Genomic DNA, 15,236 nt, shown 5'->3' with positions numbered 1-15,236 from the left:
ATATCCATTTCTGTACCAGGTGCTGCAAAGTAGCCGTTAAAGTTTTCTTCACACGTTAGATATGTGCCCCACGGTGTTTCACCATTAGCACAGTTATTAAATGTACCGAGTACTTTTTTTCCAGTTGGGTCTGCAGTAGTTTTTAGAAGAGGGTGCCCAGCAGCAACTCCTGTCACTTCCATTTCTGTATTGGCGGTAATACGACGGTTATAGGCAGAGTCTGACAAATAATGCCAATGACCGTCGGCTTTACGCTCTACTTCAAAGACAGACACCCCGTGTGCGGCCTGGGCCTTTTTCACATCATCGGCGGTAAGCTCTTTTCCCTGATGAGCAAATAACAGTAGGTAATTAGTATATTCGTTGTTAACGGCTAACAACGCACGGTTAGCCGAAAGAGGAAACAAGCTCATGCCATCGGTGTTGTCTCCAAATTGTCCTGCTTGTGCATCACTCGACTGTATACCTGATTCATCAAAAGCCGGTGCGCCTTTTAAAATAGGATCCCCCCAAGATATAAGTGGCTTGGCAATGTAACCTTTAGGCACAATGAATTCATCTGATGTGCTGATAGGTAACGCGGTAAAGCCTAATAACTGACTTGTTGGCTGTGTGGCAGCTGCAATTGCTTGTACTAACGGATTGGCGGCTAGGAAAAGCCCCATCGCAGTAGCACCATTTTGCATGAAACGGCGGCGGCTTAATCCGCTATCCACTATTTTAGAAAAATCAGAGTCACCATCATTAAGGCGATTAGCAGCACTTTGGCGTTTTAATTTGTTCATTACTGATATCCAGTTACTTTCTATAGGTAGAGCCACAAAGGCATTGGTTAATCTAATAACAGGAAGGCTAGACTTAGTTTGTTAAAAAAATATGACAATCATTACAGAAGTAAAATAGAGTAGAATTGTTCAAGTTTTAAGTGTTGGTAAATAGTGTAGTGGTCTACACTATAGAGAACAAAACTAATGTATTAATTTGCAGACAGCAAATGTCGCAATGGTGTTGGTAGCTATTTTTCTATTGTCGCAAAAAATGTGAGTTTTTTGAGTATTGTTGATAGTTCAGGATTTATCCTGCAGTGTTCTTTTTCTACAAGGCTTCAAAGAGCTATGGCTAATAAGCTGAGGCTGAGCAAAAGGGAATTGATCGGTGGATCATCACAATAAAAGCAGACAAGAAGTGTTGGATGTGCAGTTTTCTACGCGCTATCGATTGTGTAAAATTCAAGCATTTATTGGGCTGGTTTTTTTACTGGTTTTCAGTTGGGTTAGCTATTTAAATCAGTCGTTTGCGCTGGCTGTGATACTTCTTGGTTGTGCGATAATTTGTGCTGTTATTGTTTATGTCTTATATAAAACTACGCGTATTGAATTAGCGGTAAATCTACTAAACATCAATCTCTTTATCTTGCCCCTGACACTGTTAGTGACAGGAGGGCATGAAAACACCGGAATACTTTGGATTTACCCAACGTTGGCGGTCACACTGTTTGTGAACCGGTTTTGGCCTGCCGTGACTCTTTACGGTAGCTTTATCTTTCTCAGTAGCTTGCTTCTTTTTACACCCATGTCTGAATTGTTACTCACCAGCTATACGATTCATGAGTCTATCCGTTTTGAAGTGACACTTTTCTTGTTGAGCCTAATTTGTTTGGCGGTTCTACATTCCAAAGAACGAGCTGATCAGATGATCCTTCAGTTGCATGATGAAGATATTAGAAAGCTCGCTTATTATGATGCGCTAACTGGATTACCGAATCGTAGGAATTTCAAAAAGAACCTATCAAGGTTGTTAAGGCGGGCTGAAAACGAGGGTGGAAGTGTCGGACTTCTTTATATTGATTTAGACAATTTTAAACAAGTAAATGATAAGTACGGCCATGAAGTTGGTGATAAGTTACTCTGTGATTTTAGTGAAAAGCTTAAAGAGGCTATTCGTCCTACAGACATGATTATCAATGAGAAATTTGATGAGCTTGCCAGGCTAGGCGGGGATGAGTTTGTCGTTATCCTGAATGAGCTACACAGCCCAATTAATAGTGGTGCTGTGGCAGAGCGAATACTCAACATGTTTGTTGATGGTTTTGAAACATTTGACAGAACACACTCTGTTTTCGCTAGCATTGGTATTGCTACCTTTCCGGATGATGCCTCTTCTCCGGATGAGCTATTACACAGTGCAGACTTAGCCATGTATGAAGCAAAACGAAATGGCCGTAATCGTTATGAGTTTTATACGAAAGATATTGCACAGCTCATGCGTGAGCAGCGCAGAATTGAAGAGGCGTTGAAAACGGCATTAGCACACAACTTACTATCACTAGTTTATATGCCGGTGTTTGACTGTCGTTCGTTAGCTGTTACCGGTATTGAAGTACTACTTCGATGCCCCGATTTAATGGTAGATAATATTGGCCCGGAGCAATTTATCCCAATAGCAGAGAAGAGTGGTTTAATTAAAGATATTGATCTTTGGGTAATCGAAAACAGTTTTAAAAGTTTACTGTTGCTACAGTCGTCACAAGAGTTTAGTGGCAAGATGTGTATTAATATCTCGGGGTTGGAGTTACAAAACGAGTTATTTCCGAGTAAGGTTAAAACTCTCTTGGAAAAATACCACATTGCTCCGTCATCAATAGAGTTTGAAATAACAGAGACAGCCTTTGTATTGAATGATATTAAAGGCATCAGCACGCTGGAAAAAATAAGTGCGTTGGGTATTTCGCTTGCGTTGGATGACTTTGGGACAGGCTTTACGGCATTTGGACAATTAAATAGTTACCCTGTTAATTGTCTTAAAATAGATCGTACTTTTGTTGCTGATTTATTTTCTGAGCATGTTGCTAAGAAAAAAATGGTTAAAATAATCAATAATTTAGCAGATCTTTATGAACTTAGATCTGTAGCAGAAGGCGTTGAGTCTTTGGAGCAGCTAGAGTACTTACAGGGTATTGGCTGTGACTGGGTACAGGGCTTTCATCTTTGCCGTCCTTTGGCATTCAATGACCTCGTTAATTTTTTAGTACAAGAAAAAAAGGAAGAGAACTTTACTGTCACTGATCCATTATTAACCTGAAACTTTGTTACTTGTATTGGCCCGTATAAATGCTCGGCGCAAGACCAAGCTCTTTACGAAACATGTACGTAAAGGCTGATACTGATTCGTAACCTAGATGATCAGAAATAGTGCTGATGTCATGCTGCTCACTTAACATACTTATTGCAATTTGCACCTTTAGACGCTGTTTCCACTCTCGGTACGATAAACCTGTTTCTCTGATAAAAAGCCGTGTCAGGGTTCGAGAAGAAGCACCAATCTGTTTTCCCCATTCTTCCAGCGTTTTACTATCACAGGGTGTATTCTGAAGATGAGTTGTCATTTGGATTAAGCGCGGGTCTTTAGGATAAGGAAGTTGTAAGGCAATATCATCTGCCTCGATTAGATAATCTCTAATAAGCCGTAATAAGCGTCCATCTTTTCCTGACCAATCGTAAGTGAGTGAAATTTTACAAGCTTCTTTTATGAGTGCTTTAAGTAGCTGGGTGATATTGAGTACTGCACAATGTTTCGGCAGCTGTAGAATTTCATCTGTCGCAATGTAAAAGCTAGCCAGAGTGACATCATTAACAGTGATTATTTCATGATCAGTGTGCGGAGGAACCCACACAGCTTGTTCTGGAGGCACGATAAAGCGTCCTGCTGAAGTAATAACCGACAAGATACCCTTGGTCGCATAGATGAGTTGTCCCCATTCGTGTTGATGCTTTTTAACAGCGCGCTTGCCTAATAGATTTCGATTTAAGACCGTAATAGGACGCTGTAACGCTTTCTGCCCGAGTCTTGAGGGTGGGATTATCTTCATTGTGTCTTAATCTATTGTTATGTTGTCAGATTGTAGATAATAAGACTCAGAATAAGAATCTACAATAGATTTTTTGGATAACACTGGAATCACAATGCTAGCGTACGAAATGATAGTCGCCTTTTTATTACTCGGCGGATTTGTAGGTGTTATGGCCGGCTTGTTAGGCATTGGAGGTGGTGGAATTATGGTGCCAGTGCTCACGACACTTTTTATTTATCAAGGTGTTAGTAATGAGATGGTTGTTCATTTGGCACTAGGGACATCGATGGCGTCTATGGTGGTTACAGCTTTATCGAGCTTGCGGTCTCATCATGCCAAGCATGGTGTGTTGTGGCGAGTGGTTAAAGCCATGTTGCCCGGTGTGTTACTGGGCGCGTTTGCAGCCGCTTTTATGGCTTCCTTGCTCAGTACTGTATTTTTAGCAGTGTTTTTTGCTTCGTTTATGTTCTTTGTTTCAATTCAGATGTTTTTAAATAAAAAACCAACATCAGATAAAGGTTTGCCTAACAATGTTCATTTATTTTGGGTTGGAGGAGGAATAGGAAGTATTTCATCATTGGTCTCAATTGGTGGCGGCTCATTGATGGTGCCTTATTTCGTGTGGCGTAATGTGGATATTAAACAGGCGATAGGATCTTCCGCTGCGGTAGGTTTTTTCATTGCAGTGGCAGGTACCACAGGATATTTAATCAGTGGTTGGGAAAGCACCCATGAAGAGGCCTTTGTGATTGGCTATATCTATTGGCCTGCAGTCTTACTTATTTCAGCTGTCAGCTTTTTTACAGCCCCTTTGGGTGTTAAGTTGGCTTATCGTATTCCTGTTGCTAATTTAAAGAAAATCTTTGGGATGCTGCTTTTTATCCTGAGCATTAAAATGCTAGTTTCTGTCTTGTAAGTTCTTCTAGGAAGGTGTGTTTAGAGTAACGTTGATTATTGTTTATACTCAAAATCTTCAAGATCTTTGATAGAGGCCGGCTTGCTAAACAAATAGCCCTGCCCAAGGTCGCACTTGTATTGCTTAAGTAGCCGATGCTGCTCTTTTGTTTCTATACCCTCAGCTACAACTTTTAAATGTAGCTTATGTGCCATTGATATTAACCCATGAACTATTTTCTGATCGCTTTCATCTGTTTCTAAATCCGTGATGAAGCTTTTATCAATCTTCAGTTTATCAACGGGAAGTTGCTTTAATAAAGCAAAGGAAGAATACCCAGTGCCGAAGTCGTCAATGGCCACGGATATTCCCATTTCTTTGAGTTGTAAAAGGGTGCTACTGGTATGCTCAACATCTTCCATGATACAAGACTCAGTAACTTCAAATTCGAGTGAGCTACCCTCTATTTTTGTCTCCTGCATGATATGACGAATATTTTCTAGTAAATGAGTGTCTTTAAACTGCTTAGGGGATAAGTTGATTGAGAACCTATGATGGGGGGGGAGTGTTAATGTACACACCATTATTTGTTCACATACCTCTTTGATTACCCAATAACCAATATCAATAATTTTTCCTGTTTCTTCTGCTATCCCAATAAACTTATCAGGGAATAATAGCCCTTGTTCAGGATGGTTCCAGCGAATAAGTGCTTCGTGTCCGCTCACTTTATCTGTTAATTGCGTGAGAATAGGTTGGTAGTGCAAGATGAATTGTTTTTCGTGAATAGCAGAAATTAGATCATTTTCTAATTGCAATTTAGCGATGGCGATGGCTTGTAATGATGGGTTGTAAAAGCTGAATCTTTTCTTGCCCGCTGTTTTTGCTGAATACATAGCCATATCGGCATTTCTAAGAATAGCATTAGCATCATCCCCGTCTGCAGGAATCATTGTGATACCAATAGAAGTAGAGACGGCGAAAGGTTTGCCTTCTAAAATAATTGGCTGTTCGACGGCAGCTATCAGCTTCTTGGCAATTCGGCTGACACCTCTTGTTGAATGTATGTCTAAAAGTAAAATGCTGAATTCGTCACCGCCTAGCCTTGTTACAAGGTCATAGGAACGCACGTTGTTTTTTAAACGAACAGCAATTTGCTGCAATAAAGTATCGCCGGCACTGTGTCCCATTGAGTCATTTATTTTTTTAAAATCATCTAAATCAAGGTACATCAGTACCGCGGGTTTTTGATTGCGGCTGTATGTGTTTAATACTTTAATGAGTTGCTTGTTTAAATATCGACGATTAGCCAGCCCTGTTAAGTGGTCAAAGTAGGCAAGTTGTTGTAGCTCTTGGGTTTTTTCTTTTACTTCTTTTCTTAGTTTTTCAGGTTGGAGGAGTACATAGTGGGTAATCCAGGCAATCAGTAGAGCGGTGAAAATACTGGCGATGTAGCCGATAGATGAACGCAATATAGAGATGCTTTCGGTACGGCTAATAACGAGTTGCCAAGTAGCATTTGGTACATTAATAGAGACAGAATAGGAGTCATTTGTTAGTGGGCTGGTAGAGCGGGCGAACGTCTCAGCTATACCCGTATCAGGATCCGGGCGCAGTAGTTGATAGCTATAGCCTCGCTTTTGCAGTGAATCTAGTTCAGTTACTTTGAGTAGGTCTTCTAAATAAATAAGTGCTGAAGCAAACCCCCAAAACTTTTCTCCCTCTTCACTTGGAAGATACACAGGGTTTCTTCCAATAATAGCAATTCCGCCTTGAATTAATTTAAACGGCCCTGCTAGGGTAAGGCGTCGCTCATGAATAGCAAGCATCGCTTCTTTAAGACGGTGGTCATCTTTTAAAATATTATGTCCAATCGCTTTTTCATTACCTTCAATTGGATGGATATAGCGGATAATACCATCAGGTGCTAGCTGTAGATTAGAAACACCCCCAACCGCTTTTAGTACCTCATCGGCATAGACTTCAAATTGACTAATTGCACCTTTATGCTGGCGTACACCTTGCGCTAAAATTCGTGTTGAAGACAAAGAGCGAGTTAAACGGCGTTCAATAGCAGAGGCTTGCGAATTGACCAGTTCGCTCATGTAAAAGCGTTGTTCGTTTCGGTCAAGAGACCGTCCGAGGTGCGTCCAGTAGCTTCCTAAGCTTGAAACTAGGAGGAATATTAGAACACAAGTAGCTGCTGTTTTTGTTATATGCACAGTTAAATGTCCGTTATGATAAAACTATATTATTTTTTACGGATCAAAAAAGTCACTTTCATCTGAATAAGTTCTGTTGATTAAACACGATATCAATGCTGATAAATAAGCTTGATATGTAGCATAGCAGTGAAAGTAGAATCTTGTTGTGTATAAAATAGGTGCCACTTAAGTTTGTAAGGACGTGTTGCTAGACGTCTAATGCAGAAAAAAAATGCCTAATCAAATAGGCAAAAAAATATGATGATGAGTATGAACAGAGCCGAATCTTTAATACAAATAATTACCTTTGGTGAGTTTAAGGAGCAGGCATTTTCAGTATTATCCAAATGTGGAATGGGCCATCAGGATGATGACTTGGTAGAAGTGTCAGATGCAATCTTAGCCACAGTACTGCAAAAATTTATCTCGGGTAGTATCTCAGAAGATGAACTAGAGGAGTGGGCACTCTTTATAGAATGTAGAGATGATATCAATAGCGACAAGAATGAAGGTTATATCTATGCGCTTGCAAACCCAGAGTTAATGGGTGCAATCACTATCGAAAAAATACATAAAATGCTATTAATATTAGATAGTTAAGCTAGAGTCGTAATGTGAATTAATTGTTAATTATTCAGCGAGCAAGCCTTTCAGCCATTTTATAAATCCCTGGGCCAATAAAAAATGAAATCAACCCAGCTGCAGGCCATGCAAGTATGAAGGCATGAAGCCAGTGGGTTAAGAAATTTTCAGTCCACCCTAAGTTGATCCAGGTAACCCAGCAGGTCATAAAAAACGACAATAGGAAGGACATCATTACAGCAAAGATAATTCTTTGTTTCATATTATTCTTCCTCTAAACCGTCAATAAGTTTCTCTAACAACCTATCTAGTGTTTCTTGTTCTTCTCTGCTGAGGTTCGATAGCGAGCGTGCTTCGTTTTCTACATGCAGTGGGACGATGCGGTTCATTAACTCTAACCCTTCTTCGGTTAACAACACCAGCGTACCGCGGCGGTCTTCAGGGTTGGGAGCACGTGCAATTAATCCTGCTTTTTCGAGCCGGTCTAACCGGTTAGTCATTCCGCCAGATGAAATCAGTAATGCTTCAAATAACTGCGTGGGTGCTAATTCATACGGGGCACCTGAACGGCGTAAAGTGGCCAGAACATCAAACTCACCTAGCTGTATACCGTGGCTTTTAAAGAACGGGTCTAAGTAATTTCGTGTAACTAAGCGGGTTGCTTTACCTAAATTCCCAACGACTTTCATCGGTAAAAGGTCGAGTTGGGGCATCTCTCGCTGCCATTGAGATGTGACTAACTTGATTTTATTCATTGTTATAAATTTATCTCTACGCTAAGATACTTTTCATCGAGAAGCTTTTTGTCAAGAAACAGTTTGCTAAGAAGCTTGTTGTTAATACATATAATAGCATGCAATAGGAGTAGGGTGATGTCGGTTAGTAGAAAGTCGAATAACCACATATCAGCTAAACCAGCTAATAGAACAGGCTTATATGCTTTTACGTGTTTGTTGCTGGTGGGTGTTTTTCTATCGTTATCTTTAGTCGTGGGTAAGCTTGCTTCTACGGCAGGGGCTCCGTTATTAACTTTTCTTATGGTGGCAATGTTGGGCGCTAGCAGCGTGCTTTGCTTAATCTCTGTACTTAAACGCCACCCGATGGCATTAAACAAACGCATGCTTGAGTACGGATTAGTCGCTGGGGTGTTGTTTGCGCTACCCAATGCACTTGGGTTTTTAGCAATACGCCATGTTGGCGCAGGGTTTATTTCATTAAGCTTTGCCTTCCCTATACTCATTACATGGTTGTTAGCGGTTGTGCTACGAATGGAGCGGCTGCGAGCATTGCGTCTTGTGGGTGTTCTATTAGGGCTCAGTGGTGGCATAGTGCTTGCGGCAGCAAAGAGTGGCGGCACGGGCGAAGCACAGGGCTGGATTCTTTTAGTGTTATCGATGCCCGTTGTGATTGCCTGCGGAAATATTTACCGAACACTGCGTTGGCCTACAGGGGCATCTCCTGTGTTTTTGGCAGCACTCATGATGATGGGAGGAGCTATTACGCTGCTACCGTTTGTGTTGTTTCTTGAAACAGGCCAAGCGGCGGGTCTATTCACGTCAAGCCAAGCGGTTGTTTTACTCGCCTTAGAAGTTACCGTTTTCACGATTCTTTATCTGTTTTATTTCTTGCTTCAGCAGCTTGCGGGGCCTGTCTACCTTAGCCAAATTGGAACGGTTGCAGCGCTCAGTGGCACGGTATTAGCAGTATTTGTATTGGGAGAAGTCGCACCGCCTAACCTTGGCTTGGCAGGTGTTCTGGTCGCCATTGGCATTGTGCTATTCCAGCGTGGTGCGAAAGAACACACAACACCATTACCACACTCATCAGCTACATCTTTACCACACTTGGAGAAACACGCATGAATACGCTTGATGCCATCTACAATCGTCGTGCGGTTAAGCACTTTGATGCGCAGCATCGCTTAACAGCAGAAGAAGAAAACACATTGCTAGAAGCCGCGATACAGGCACCTACTAGCTATAACTGCCAGCACTGGCGTTTTATCATACTACGTGACCCTGCATTACGTGCGCATATATGTAAGCAGTACGCTAATGACCAAGCACAGATTACCGATGCATCTATGTTGGTGTTATTTACCGCAGATGTAAAAGCATGGAACAAAACACCAGAGCGCTATTGGGCTAATGCACCACAAGAAGTGGGAGAAATGCTAGTGAGTTGGATGGGGCCATTTCATGAAGGGCGCGATTGGCTGCAACGCGATGAAGCACACCGCTCAATTGGTATGGCAATGCAAACCATGATGCTAGCAGCTCAAGAGTTGGGTTATCAGTCTTGCCCGCTAATTGGTTACGACATTGATGAAGTGGCGAAGTTAGTCAATTTACCAGATGATCATGTGATGGGGCCGATGATAGCCATTGGTAAAGGAATAAAAGATCCGTGGCCTAAAGCAGGACAACTGCCGCTAAGTGAAGTGGCATTCGAGAACTCCTTTTAACGTAAAACGGTATGTATTTCTGCTGCATAAATAGCTTTTATTGGCTGCCCTGTGTAGACAAGAGTGGAAGATCGTACTTCTTAGCAAACAGCTTTAACCCCGCTGGGGTAAAGTGAATTGCTCTTGAATCTAGATCTTTGGACGCCCAGCCCTTATTAAAGATATCGTTTAATACCCATTGGCCTAAAGCACCGGCTAAATGGCTGCGGCGTTCACTCCAATCTAAGCAAGCCTTACATATCGGACGTTTGCTTGTACTTAGGATGTTGAAGTCAACACCAAGCTCAGTGAAGAACGCTTTTCCTGTAACCGTTAAGCGTGCTTCGTTATCATTTATACCGTTATCTCCTATCCATTCATTTTTAATGAGTGAGTTAAACAGGGCAACGCTCAGCTCGCCTGCCAAGTGGTCGTAACAAACCCGTGCTTGGCGCAATCTGGGGTCGCTAGGGCCTGTTACTGTTTTACTATGTGTGGTTTTGGAGGTTATGTTTAAAAGCATTTCTAAAAGCTGTGCAACATCACTGCCTTTTAACTGAAAGTACTTATGCCGACCTTGCTTACGAACGATAAGCAGCTGTCCATCTACTAACTTACTTAAGTGGCTACTGGCCGTTTGCGATGTAATGCCCGCTTCAATTGCTAACTCGGTAGCCGTTAGTGCTTTACCACCCATTAAAGCGGTGAGCATACTGGCCCGTGTAGCGTCACCAATTAGGCCAGCTACAAATGATATGTTGGGTTCCACTTTCAGCAAGCCTCCATTGCGTTATGAGAGATCTATAACCGTCCTACTTAACTGCTCGTTATTCCCTCGCTTGATAATACTTCGATGCTCATCGAAGCAGCGCTTTTATCGATGATTAGAATGCTTGTAATACAAACAGGAGAGAGCACTAATGAAAATAACATGCTTTATTGAGTACAAGATAGATCCTTTTCAAATAGACAAGTTTACAACCTATGCGCAAAGCTGGGGGCGTATCATCCCTTTGTGTGGAGGTGAGCTTGTGGGTTATTTTTTGCCACACGAAGGCAGTAACGATATCGCCTTTGGGCTGATAAGCTTTAATAGCTTGGCTGATTATGAAAAATACAGAGCAAGACTTAAAGAAGATCAGGAGGGCCAAAATAACTTTATGTTTGCTCAACAAGAGCGCTTTATCATAGAAGAGAAACGTTCATTTTTAAAAGTAGTACCACAAACCTACCAACAAGCAGCGAGAGTAGACATATGATTGCCGTGATTTTTGAGTTAGAACCAAAAGATGAAGGAAAAGAAGAATACTTCGAAATAGCGGGCGAACTAAAAAGCATATTATCTGAAATGGAAGGCTTTATCTCAATCGAGCGCTTCCAAAGCTTAGCCAATTCTAAGCGCTTTCTTTCCTTATCTTTCTGGGAGAATGAAGCTGCCGTAAAAGCATGGCGCAATCAGGTAATGCACCGTAAAGCACAGGCAAAAGGACGTGGTTCTTTATTTGATAACTACAGGCTACGGGTGGCAGAAGTACTGCGTGATTACGGTATGGACGATAGAGACCAAGCGCCTAAAGATCTTGGTTAGTAGCATTGAAGCCTTTATTTAAATGGGGCTTCTCGTTTTTCATGAGCCAAAGATTTTACTGTCATTTTTTTACGGCACCGATTTTTAATCGGCTACTACTAAATAGTATAAACAGGGTATAGTGCAGACCATAGAATCCAACAAGATAAGCGATCGACATGCTCAACTACTATCTTCACGCTGAAAATGCCAAGCAGGCACTCGCGGCGCTAGCTAAAGGGCTTACCAGCGTAGAGCTCTCAACTGACCTGAATCTTTCACAACAGAGTTTCTCCTTGAATGACCAAGGCCTGGTACTCGACGAAGATAATCAGCTCTCTATCGATGAACTCAAATATATCGCTAAGAAAAAACAAAAGATATTTCTGTGTTGTGATGGTGACTTTGACCCTCTAGAAGACCGTAGCTCTGGTTATTACAAGCTTGTTCCTACGGCTGGGTCACCACTACTAGAAATTAGTGGCGTTAAGATGCACATATCTAAGGGCACCGACCCTTTTAAAAGCGCTTCCGAGATGGCGCAGCAAGCAGTACATAGCGGTGACAAGGTGCTGGATTGCTGTAGTGGTCTAGGTTATGCCGCTATTGCGGCACACCGTCTGGGTGCAAGAGAAGTACTAAGTATCGAGCTTAGCCCTGAAGTCATGGCACTGCGCGTTCAAAACCCTTGGTCAAATGATTTAGGAAAAGAAGGAATTACTCAACTGCAGGGCAGTAGCTATGAGCTAATAGGCACAATGCCAAGTAACTCCTTTGATTCGGTTATTCATGATCCACCGCGTTTTTCTCTTGCTGGTGAGCTTTACAGTGAGGAGTTTTATAATCAAATTTTTCGTGTGTTGCGCCGCAATGGACGGCTTTTTCACTACACTGGAAACCCGCACTTACTAAGGAAGGGCAGCAGCTTTGTTGATGGTGTGATCCGCAGGCTCAAGTCGGCGGGCTTTAAGAAAGTGGAAAAAGTCGATCATCTGATGGGCGTTAGTGCACAGAAATGATTTAGTTTCGTATCTTTTTTATAGAAGAGCACCGTTGTCACTCAGCAGCTCATAGATCGACTCGGCCATCTTACGGTAGCCTTGTGCATTGAAGTGCACATGGTCAGACTTTAAGGATGGGCTGCGTATTAAATTACCAATCAATGTACCATCAAAAACGAGTTGGTATTCCTCGGCTAGCTCTTGGTAAAGTGGCGCAGAATCTGAGAATAAACGCTTTTGCGGCACGCCAATAAGTACTACCGATATATCTTTGCTTTGGGCTAGCTCAATCATTTTTTTGAGATTAGCTTTGATGGCTGACTCGCTTTTATTCTGCAAAATATCATTGCCACCCTCGATAAGAATCAATAGATCGGGGGAGGTGCGTTCTAATTCAAGCGGCAGTCTTTTTAAGCCACTTTCAGTAGTCTCACCAGAAATACCTGCATTAATAACATTGAGCCCGCTAAGTTCTGCAAGGATAGATGGGTAGCTATTGGTTTGCACGGTGCCAACGCCAAGTGTAAGACTGTCGCCGAAGGCTAGAATACTGCCGCCATACCTAATAGGCTCTAGCTTTGGGTCACTACAGCCGTTAAGTAATAAGGTAATGAGTGCCACGGTAATAATCTGAAAAAGCGTATTAGATTTAATCATAGCGTTCAGTGTAGACGATCCATTTTGGTTTCCTAGGTGTGTCTGGATTCAATGCGACTCATGTAAGGTTTAACCCAACTTTTGACATAGCGCACTAAGCTTTTCGAGCTGAACATCATTGAGAGCTTTAAGTGCGTTATCTGCACAATGTTCAACAGTCACAGATGCATCTTTATAAAGACGCTCGCCTGCTTTTGTCAGCTTAACTAAACTTTGGCGTGCATCGCGTGGGTTAGATTCTTTTTCGACTAAGCCTATTTTTTCCATGGGAGCTATTAGGCGTGTTACGCCTGACGCGCTTATACAAACACATTCCGCTAACTCTATACGGCGCATGGTAATAAGAGGGGAGGTTGATAAATGATGCAATATCATATATTCGGTAAAGCTAATGCCGTGCACACTTAAGGAGCCATCGACCTTTTTTGAAAGTTTAGAGGCCAGTGATGATTGCTGGATTATAAAAGCAGATTGGAGTGACATATGAGTACCTTGATTTATATTTGAATAATACTTGATTTATCAAGCATAGATCAAATATAGATACGCTTCAATAGTTAATACGGCTATCTTGTTGGGTGTTTACCTTAGTGATTGCTTAATCTGTTAGTAATTACAATAACCATCCCGCACGGAACGACACGCCCACTAAAACAAACAGGATTGAGAAAAGCGTAACAGGGATAATATGCCACGCCATATCGACAAGATTTTCTTCTGATAGCTTAGGAATAACACGAAAGCGAGCATCAATAGCGAACACAACGGTTAACGCTAATAAGGTCAGTTTTGCTGCAATGCCATGCGCTAAAGGATTGCTAAAATCAAACCATAATGAAACATCGGGAATCAGCTGATAAGCTAACATCAAGCCACTCACAACCTGAATAATAAGTGCTGGCATGCCTATCTTTTCAAAGCCGGACTCAAAATTAAGCAATTCCTCAGGAGAACGGTTTTTGAGTACCCGAGGCAGAATCACCAACGATAAAACGATGTGACCGCCTGTCCAAATGGTGGCAGACAAGATGTGAATAGCTAAGAGAAAACCATACATGCTTTTGGTGCTTCCTTTATGTGTTTGAGACACTAAATTGTAGTAAGACGCAGAACACTACCACAAATGTAATGAGCGTAAATGCTCATAAATCAATTTAAGTCTTTAAAGCACTTTTTCGTAGTTATGTGATGTTTTTTTCAAGACAAAAGCTAATGATTGATAAAAAACATGTGAGGCATCTCTTGTGATGTTTGAGTGCACAGATAAGCGAGCTAAGCCTAGATTTGTTGCCCAAACTTGTGCGGCTTGGACTAGTTGATTACCCACGCCTACACGACGGTATTGAGTATTGACAACTAAGCCGGTTATCTCTGCTTTAAAGCCGGCCTCAAGTGATATGCGTTTTTCAACAACTATCCAACCGCATAACGCTTTTCCTGATACAGCAACCATTACCCTATGGGTCTTCGAGTTTAAGATATAACTGAGCCACTCTTGTGTTTGAGCTTCAGTGGCGGAGTAACCCAGCTCTTGAGTGAGAGCGGTAATGGCTATTACATCATTAAGAGTTGCCGTAGTTATCGAAATATTCATACATCACCTTGAGCTTAGCTAAAGGGGGAAAGGGCTTTTTGAGTATTCTATGTTCAAAAGACCTAAGCATAAAGCCACGGCAGAGTGATACGTATCAATGTGTTTAAAGAATAACGCTTTATGCGACCAAGCAGCCTTCCTAAGATGTAACTGGCGCGATAAGCTTGCGATTGTTGAACTAGCAGAGTCCCATTGTAAAAGTAGGGCTCCAAAGTATTTCAAGATAATAGAGAAACGAGTAGGTGAGCATTAATAATGAGTGAAATTACCTGTAGTCATTGCTCCAAAAGCTTTTCGGATCAGCGGGGTTACTGCCCGAACTGTAAAACACCAACAGCTGCCCAGAAAGAGAAAGAAGTTCACGCTGCTCAAAAAAAGTTTATCCGCTATTTTATAGCCTTGGTCGTGTTCTGCGGTGTCATGATTTTTTGGCTGCCACGTTA

The 15,236-nt window shown here is 41.8% G+C and carries 19 protein-coding genes; 9 read left to right on the top strand and 10 right to left on the bottom strand.

Annotated elements, in window-relative coordinates:
- Positions 1 to 785 (bottom strand): alkaline phosphatase PhoX (locus tag QZZ55_RS13395; RefSeq protein ID WP_293267838.1); only part of this gene is annotated, 785 nt, incomplete at its 3' end.
- Positions 786 to 1,155: 370 nt separating this feature from the next.
- Here QZZ55_RS13395 and QZZ55_RS13390 point away from each other — a divergent pair.
- Positions 1,156 to 3,081 carry an EAL domain-containing protein gene (locus tag QZZ55_RS13390; protein ID WP_293267837.1) on the top strand — a complete coding sequence of 642 codons (1,926 nt, stop codon included), beginning with the start codon at positions 1,156 to 1,158 and terminating at the stop codon, positions 3,079 to 3,081.
- 7 nt (positions 3,082 to 3,088) lie between these two features.
- On the opposite strand, the gene QZZ55_RS13385 is transcribed toward QZZ55_RS13390, so the two are convergent.
- On the bottom strand, positions 3,089 to 3,868 hold the full coding sequence (locus QZZ55_RS13385; RefSeq protein WP_293267836.1) for a helix-turn-helix transcriptional regulator: 780 nt from the start codon (positions 3,866 to 3,868) through the stop codon (positions 3,089 to 3,091).
- A gap of 94 nt (positions 3,869 to 3,962) precedes the next feature.
- Here QZZ55_RS13385 and QZZ55_RS13380 point away from each other — a divergent pair, with 94 nt between their 5' ends.
- Positions 3,963 to 4,766 (top strand): sulfite exporter TauE/SafE family protein, encoded by an 804-nt coding sequence (locus QZZ55_RS13380; RefSeq protein WP_293267835.1) that lies wholly within the window; start codon positions 3,963 to 3,965, stop codon positions 4,764 to 4,766.
- 35 nt (positions 4,767 to 4,801) lie between these two features.
- On the opposite strand, the gene QZZ55_RS13375 is transcribed toward QZZ55_RS13380, so the two are convergent.
- Entirely contained in the window at positions 4,802 to 6,850 is a 2,049-nt protein-coding gene (locus QZZ55_RS13375; protein ID WP_293267834.1) for an EAL domain-containing protein, read from the bottom strand.
- Between the two features lie 369 nt (positions 6,851 to 7,219).
- Between QZZ55_RS13375 and QZZ55_RS13370 the strand changes: the two genes are divergently transcribed.
- Positions 7,220 to 7,549: a hypothetical protein gene (locus tag QZZ55_RS13370; protein WP_293267833.1), complete on the top strand. Its 330-nt coding sequence runs from the start codon at positions 7,220 to 7,222 to the stop codon at positions 7,547 to 7,549.
- A gap of 34 nt (positions 7,550 to 7,583) precedes the next feature.
- Here the strand turns inward: QZZ55_RS13370 and QZZ55_RS13365 are convergent, their stop codons facing one another.
- On the bottom strand, positions 7,584 to 7,793 hold the full coding sequence (locus QZZ55_RS13365; RefSeq protein ID WP_293267832.1) for a DUF2798 domain-containing protein: 210 nt from the start codon (positions 7,791 to 7,793) through the stop codon (positions 7,584 to 7,586).
- A 1-nt stretch (position 7,794) separates the two neighbouring features.
- Positions 7,795 to 8,286 (bottom strand): MarR family transcriptional regulator, encoded by a 492-nt coding sequence (locus QZZ55_RS13360; protein ID WP_293267831.1) that lies wholly within the window; start codon positions 8,284 to 8,286, stop codon positions 7,795 to 7,797.
- Between the two features lie 117 nt (positions 8,287 to 8,403).
- On the opposite strand from QZZ55_RS13360, the gene QZZ55_RS13355 reads away from it, so the two are divergent.
- Together QZZ55_RS13355 and QZZ55_RS13350 are read left to right on the top strand one after the other, a co-directional pair.
- Complete coding sequence (locus tag QZZ55_RS13355) at positions 8,404 to 9,393, top strand: DMT family transporter (RefSeq protein ID WP_293267830.1); 990 nt, start codon at positions 8,404 to 8,406, stop codon at positions 9,391 to 9,393.
- Entirely contained in the window at positions 9,390 to 9,995 is a 606-nt protein-coding gene (locus tag QZZ55_RS13350; protein WP_293267829.1) for a nitroreductase family protein, read from the top strand. The genes QZZ55_RS13355 and QZZ55_RS13350 overlap by 4 nt, the downstream gene beginning before the upstream one ends.
- Positions 9,996 to 10,032: 37 nt before the next feature.
- Here the strand turns inward: QZZ55_RS13350 and QZZ55_RS13345 are convergent, their stop codons facing one another.
- Complete coding sequence (locus QZZ55_RS13345) at positions 10,033 to 10,743, bottom strand: winged helix-turn-helix domain-containing protein (protein WP_293267828.1); 711 nt, start codon at positions 10,741 to 10,743, stop codon at positions 10,033 to 10,035.
- A 151-nt stretch (positions 10,744 to 10,894) separates the two neighbouring features.
- Here QZZ55_RS13345 and QZZ55_RS13340 point away from each other — a divergent pair, with 151 nt between their 5' ends.
- From QZZ55_RS13340 to QZZ55_RS13330, 3 genes are all read left to right on the top strand, one after another.
- Positions 10,895 to 11,233 carry an NIPSNAP family protein gene (locus tag QZZ55_RS13340; protein WP_293267827.1) on the top strand — a complete coding sequence of 113 codons (339 nt, stop codon included), beginning with the start codon at positions 10,895 to 10,897 and terminating at the stop codon, positions 11,231 to 11,233.
- On the top strand, positions 11,230 to 11,562 hold the full coding sequence (locus tag QZZ55_RS13335) for an antibiotic biosynthesis monooxygenase (RefSeq protein WP_293267826.1): 333 nt from the start codon (positions 11,230 to 11,232) through the stop codon (positions 11,560 to 11,562). The genes QZZ55_RS13340 and QZZ55_RS13335 overlap by 4 nt, the downstream gene beginning before the upstream one ends.
- A 158-nt stretch (positions 11,563 to 11,720) precedes the next feature.
- Positions 11,721 to 12,560 carry a methyltransferase domain-containing protein gene (locus tag QZZ55_RS13330; RefSeq protein ID WP_293267825.1) on the top strand — a complete coding sequence of 280 codons (840 nt, stop codon included), beginning with the start codon at positions 11,721 to 11,723 and terminating at the stop codon, positions 12,558 to 12,560.
- 18 nt (positions 12,561 to 12,578) lie between these two features.
- On the opposite strand, the gene QZZ55_RS13325 is transcribed toward QZZ55_RS13330, so the two are convergent.
- The 4 genes from QZZ55_RS13325 to QZZ55_RS13310 all read right to left on the bottom strand — a co-directional run bounded on the left by QZZ55_RS13325 (position 12,579) and on the right by QZZ55_RS13310 (position 14,793).
- The gene (locus tag QZZ55_RS13325; RefSeq protein ID WP_293267824.1) at positions 12,579 to 13,199 is read right to left on the bottom strand and encodes a GDSL-type esterase/lipase family protein; all 621 of its coding nucleotides are present in this window, start codon (positions 13,197 to 13,199) and stop codon (positions 12,579 to 12,581) included.
- A gap of 69 nt (positions 13,200 to 13,268) precedes the next feature.
- Positions 13,269 to 13,682: a MarR family transcriptional regulator gene (locus QZZ55_RS13320; RefSeq protein WP_293267823.1), complete on the bottom strand. Its 414-nt coding sequence runs from the start codon at positions 13,680 to 13,682 to the stop codon at positions 13,269 to 13,271.
- Positions 13,683 to 13,812: 130 nt separating this feature from the next.
- Positions 13,813 to 14,256 carry a CopD family protein gene (locus QZZ55_RS13315; protein ID WP_293267822.1) on the bottom strand — a complete coding sequence of 148 codons (444 nt, stop codon included), beginning with the start codon at positions 14,254 to 14,256 and terminating at the stop codon, positions 13,813 to 13,815.
- Positions 14,257 to 14,361: 105 nt separating this feature from the next.
- A complete protein-coding gene (locus QZZ55_RS13310) occupies positions 14,362 to 14,793 on the bottom strand; it encodes a GNAT family N-acetyltransferase (protein WP_293267821.1) in 432 nt (143 codons plus the stop codon).
- Between the two features lie 255 nt (positions 14,794 to 15,048).
- Between QZZ55_RS13310 and QZZ55_RS13305 the strand changes: the two genes are divergently transcribed.
- On the top strand, positions 15,049 to 15,236 hold a 188-nt coding region (locus QZZ55_RS13305; RefSeq protein ID WP_293267820.1), incomplete at its 3' end, for a hypothetical protein.

The sequence above is a fragment of the Neptunomonas sp. genome (assembly GCF_016744175.1).
GTDB lineage: Bacteria > Pseudomonadota > Gammaproteobacteria > Pseudomonadales > Balneatricaceae > Neptunomonas.
Note: the sequence above shows the minus strand (reverse complement) of the source record. Positions and strands in the feature narration are given on the sequence as shown.

What these genes read in the sequence shown, in the direction of transcription:
- QZZ55_RS13385 (WP_293267836.1), bottom strand. Translation starts at nt 3,868, where the DNA reads ATGAAGATAATCCCACCCTCAAGACTCGGGCAGAAAGCGTTACAGCGT.
- QZZ55_RS13380 (WP_293267835.1), top strand. Translation starts at nt 3,963, where the DNA reads ATGCTAGCGTACGAAATGATAGTCGCCTTTTTATTACTCGGCGGATTT.
- QZZ55_RS13375 (WP_293267834.1), bottom strand. Translation starts at nt 6,850, where the DNA reads ATGAGCGAACTGGTCAATTCGCAAGCCTCTGCTATTGAACGCCGTTTA.
- QZZ55_RS13370 (WP_293267833.1), top strand. Translation starts at nt 7,220, where the DNA reads ATGAACAGAGCCGAATCTTTAATACAAATAATTACCTTTGGTGAGTTT.
- QZZ55_RS13365 (WP_293267832.1), bottom strand. Translation starts at nt 7,793, where the DNA reads ATGAAACAAAGAATTATCTTTGCTGTAATGATGTCCTTCCTATTGTCG.
- QZZ55_RS13360 (WP_293267831.1), bottom strand. Translation starts at nt 8,286, where the DNA reads ATGAATAAAATCAAGTTAGTCACATCTCAATGGCAGCGAGAGATGCCC.
- QZZ55_RS13355 (WP_293267830.1), top strand. Translation starts at nt 8,404, where the DNA reads ATGTCGGTTAGTAGAAAGTCGAATAACCACATATCAGCTAAACCAGCT.
- QZZ55_RS13350 (WP_293267829.1), top strand. Translation starts at nt 9,390, where the DNA reads ATGAATACGCTTGATGCCATCTACAATCGTCGTGCGGTTAAGCACTTT.
- QZZ55_RS13340 (WP_293267827.1), top strand. Translation starts at nt 10,895, where the DNA reads ATGAAAATAACATGCTTTATTGAGTACAAGATAGATCCTTTTCAAATA.
- QZZ55_RS13335 (WP_293267826.1), top strand. Translation starts at nt 11,230, where the DNA reads ATGATTGCCGTGATTTTTGAGTTAGAACCAAAAGATGAAGGAAAAGAA.
- QZZ55_RS13330 (WP_293267825.1), top strand. Translation starts at nt 11,721, where the DNA reads ATGCTCAACTACTATCTTCACGCTGAAAATGCCAAGCAGGCACTCGCG.
- QZZ55_RS13325 (WP_293267824.1), bottom strand. Translation starts at nt 13,199, where the DNA reads ATGATTAAATCTAATACGCTTTTTCAGATTATTACCGTGGCACTCATT.
- QZZ55_RS13320 (WP_293267823.1), bottom strand. Translation starts at nt 13,682, where the DNA reads ATGTCACTCCAATCTGCTTTTATAATCCAGCAATCATCACTGGCCTCT.
- QZZ55_RS13315 (WP_293267822.1), bottom strand. Translation starts at nt 14,256, where the DNA reads ATGTATGGTTTTCTCTTAGCTATTCACATCTTGTCTGCCACCATTTGG.
- QZZ55_RS13310 (WP_293267821.1), bottom strand. Translation starts at nt 14,793, where the DNA reads ATGAATATTTCGATAACTACGGCAACTCTTAATGATGTAATAGCCATT.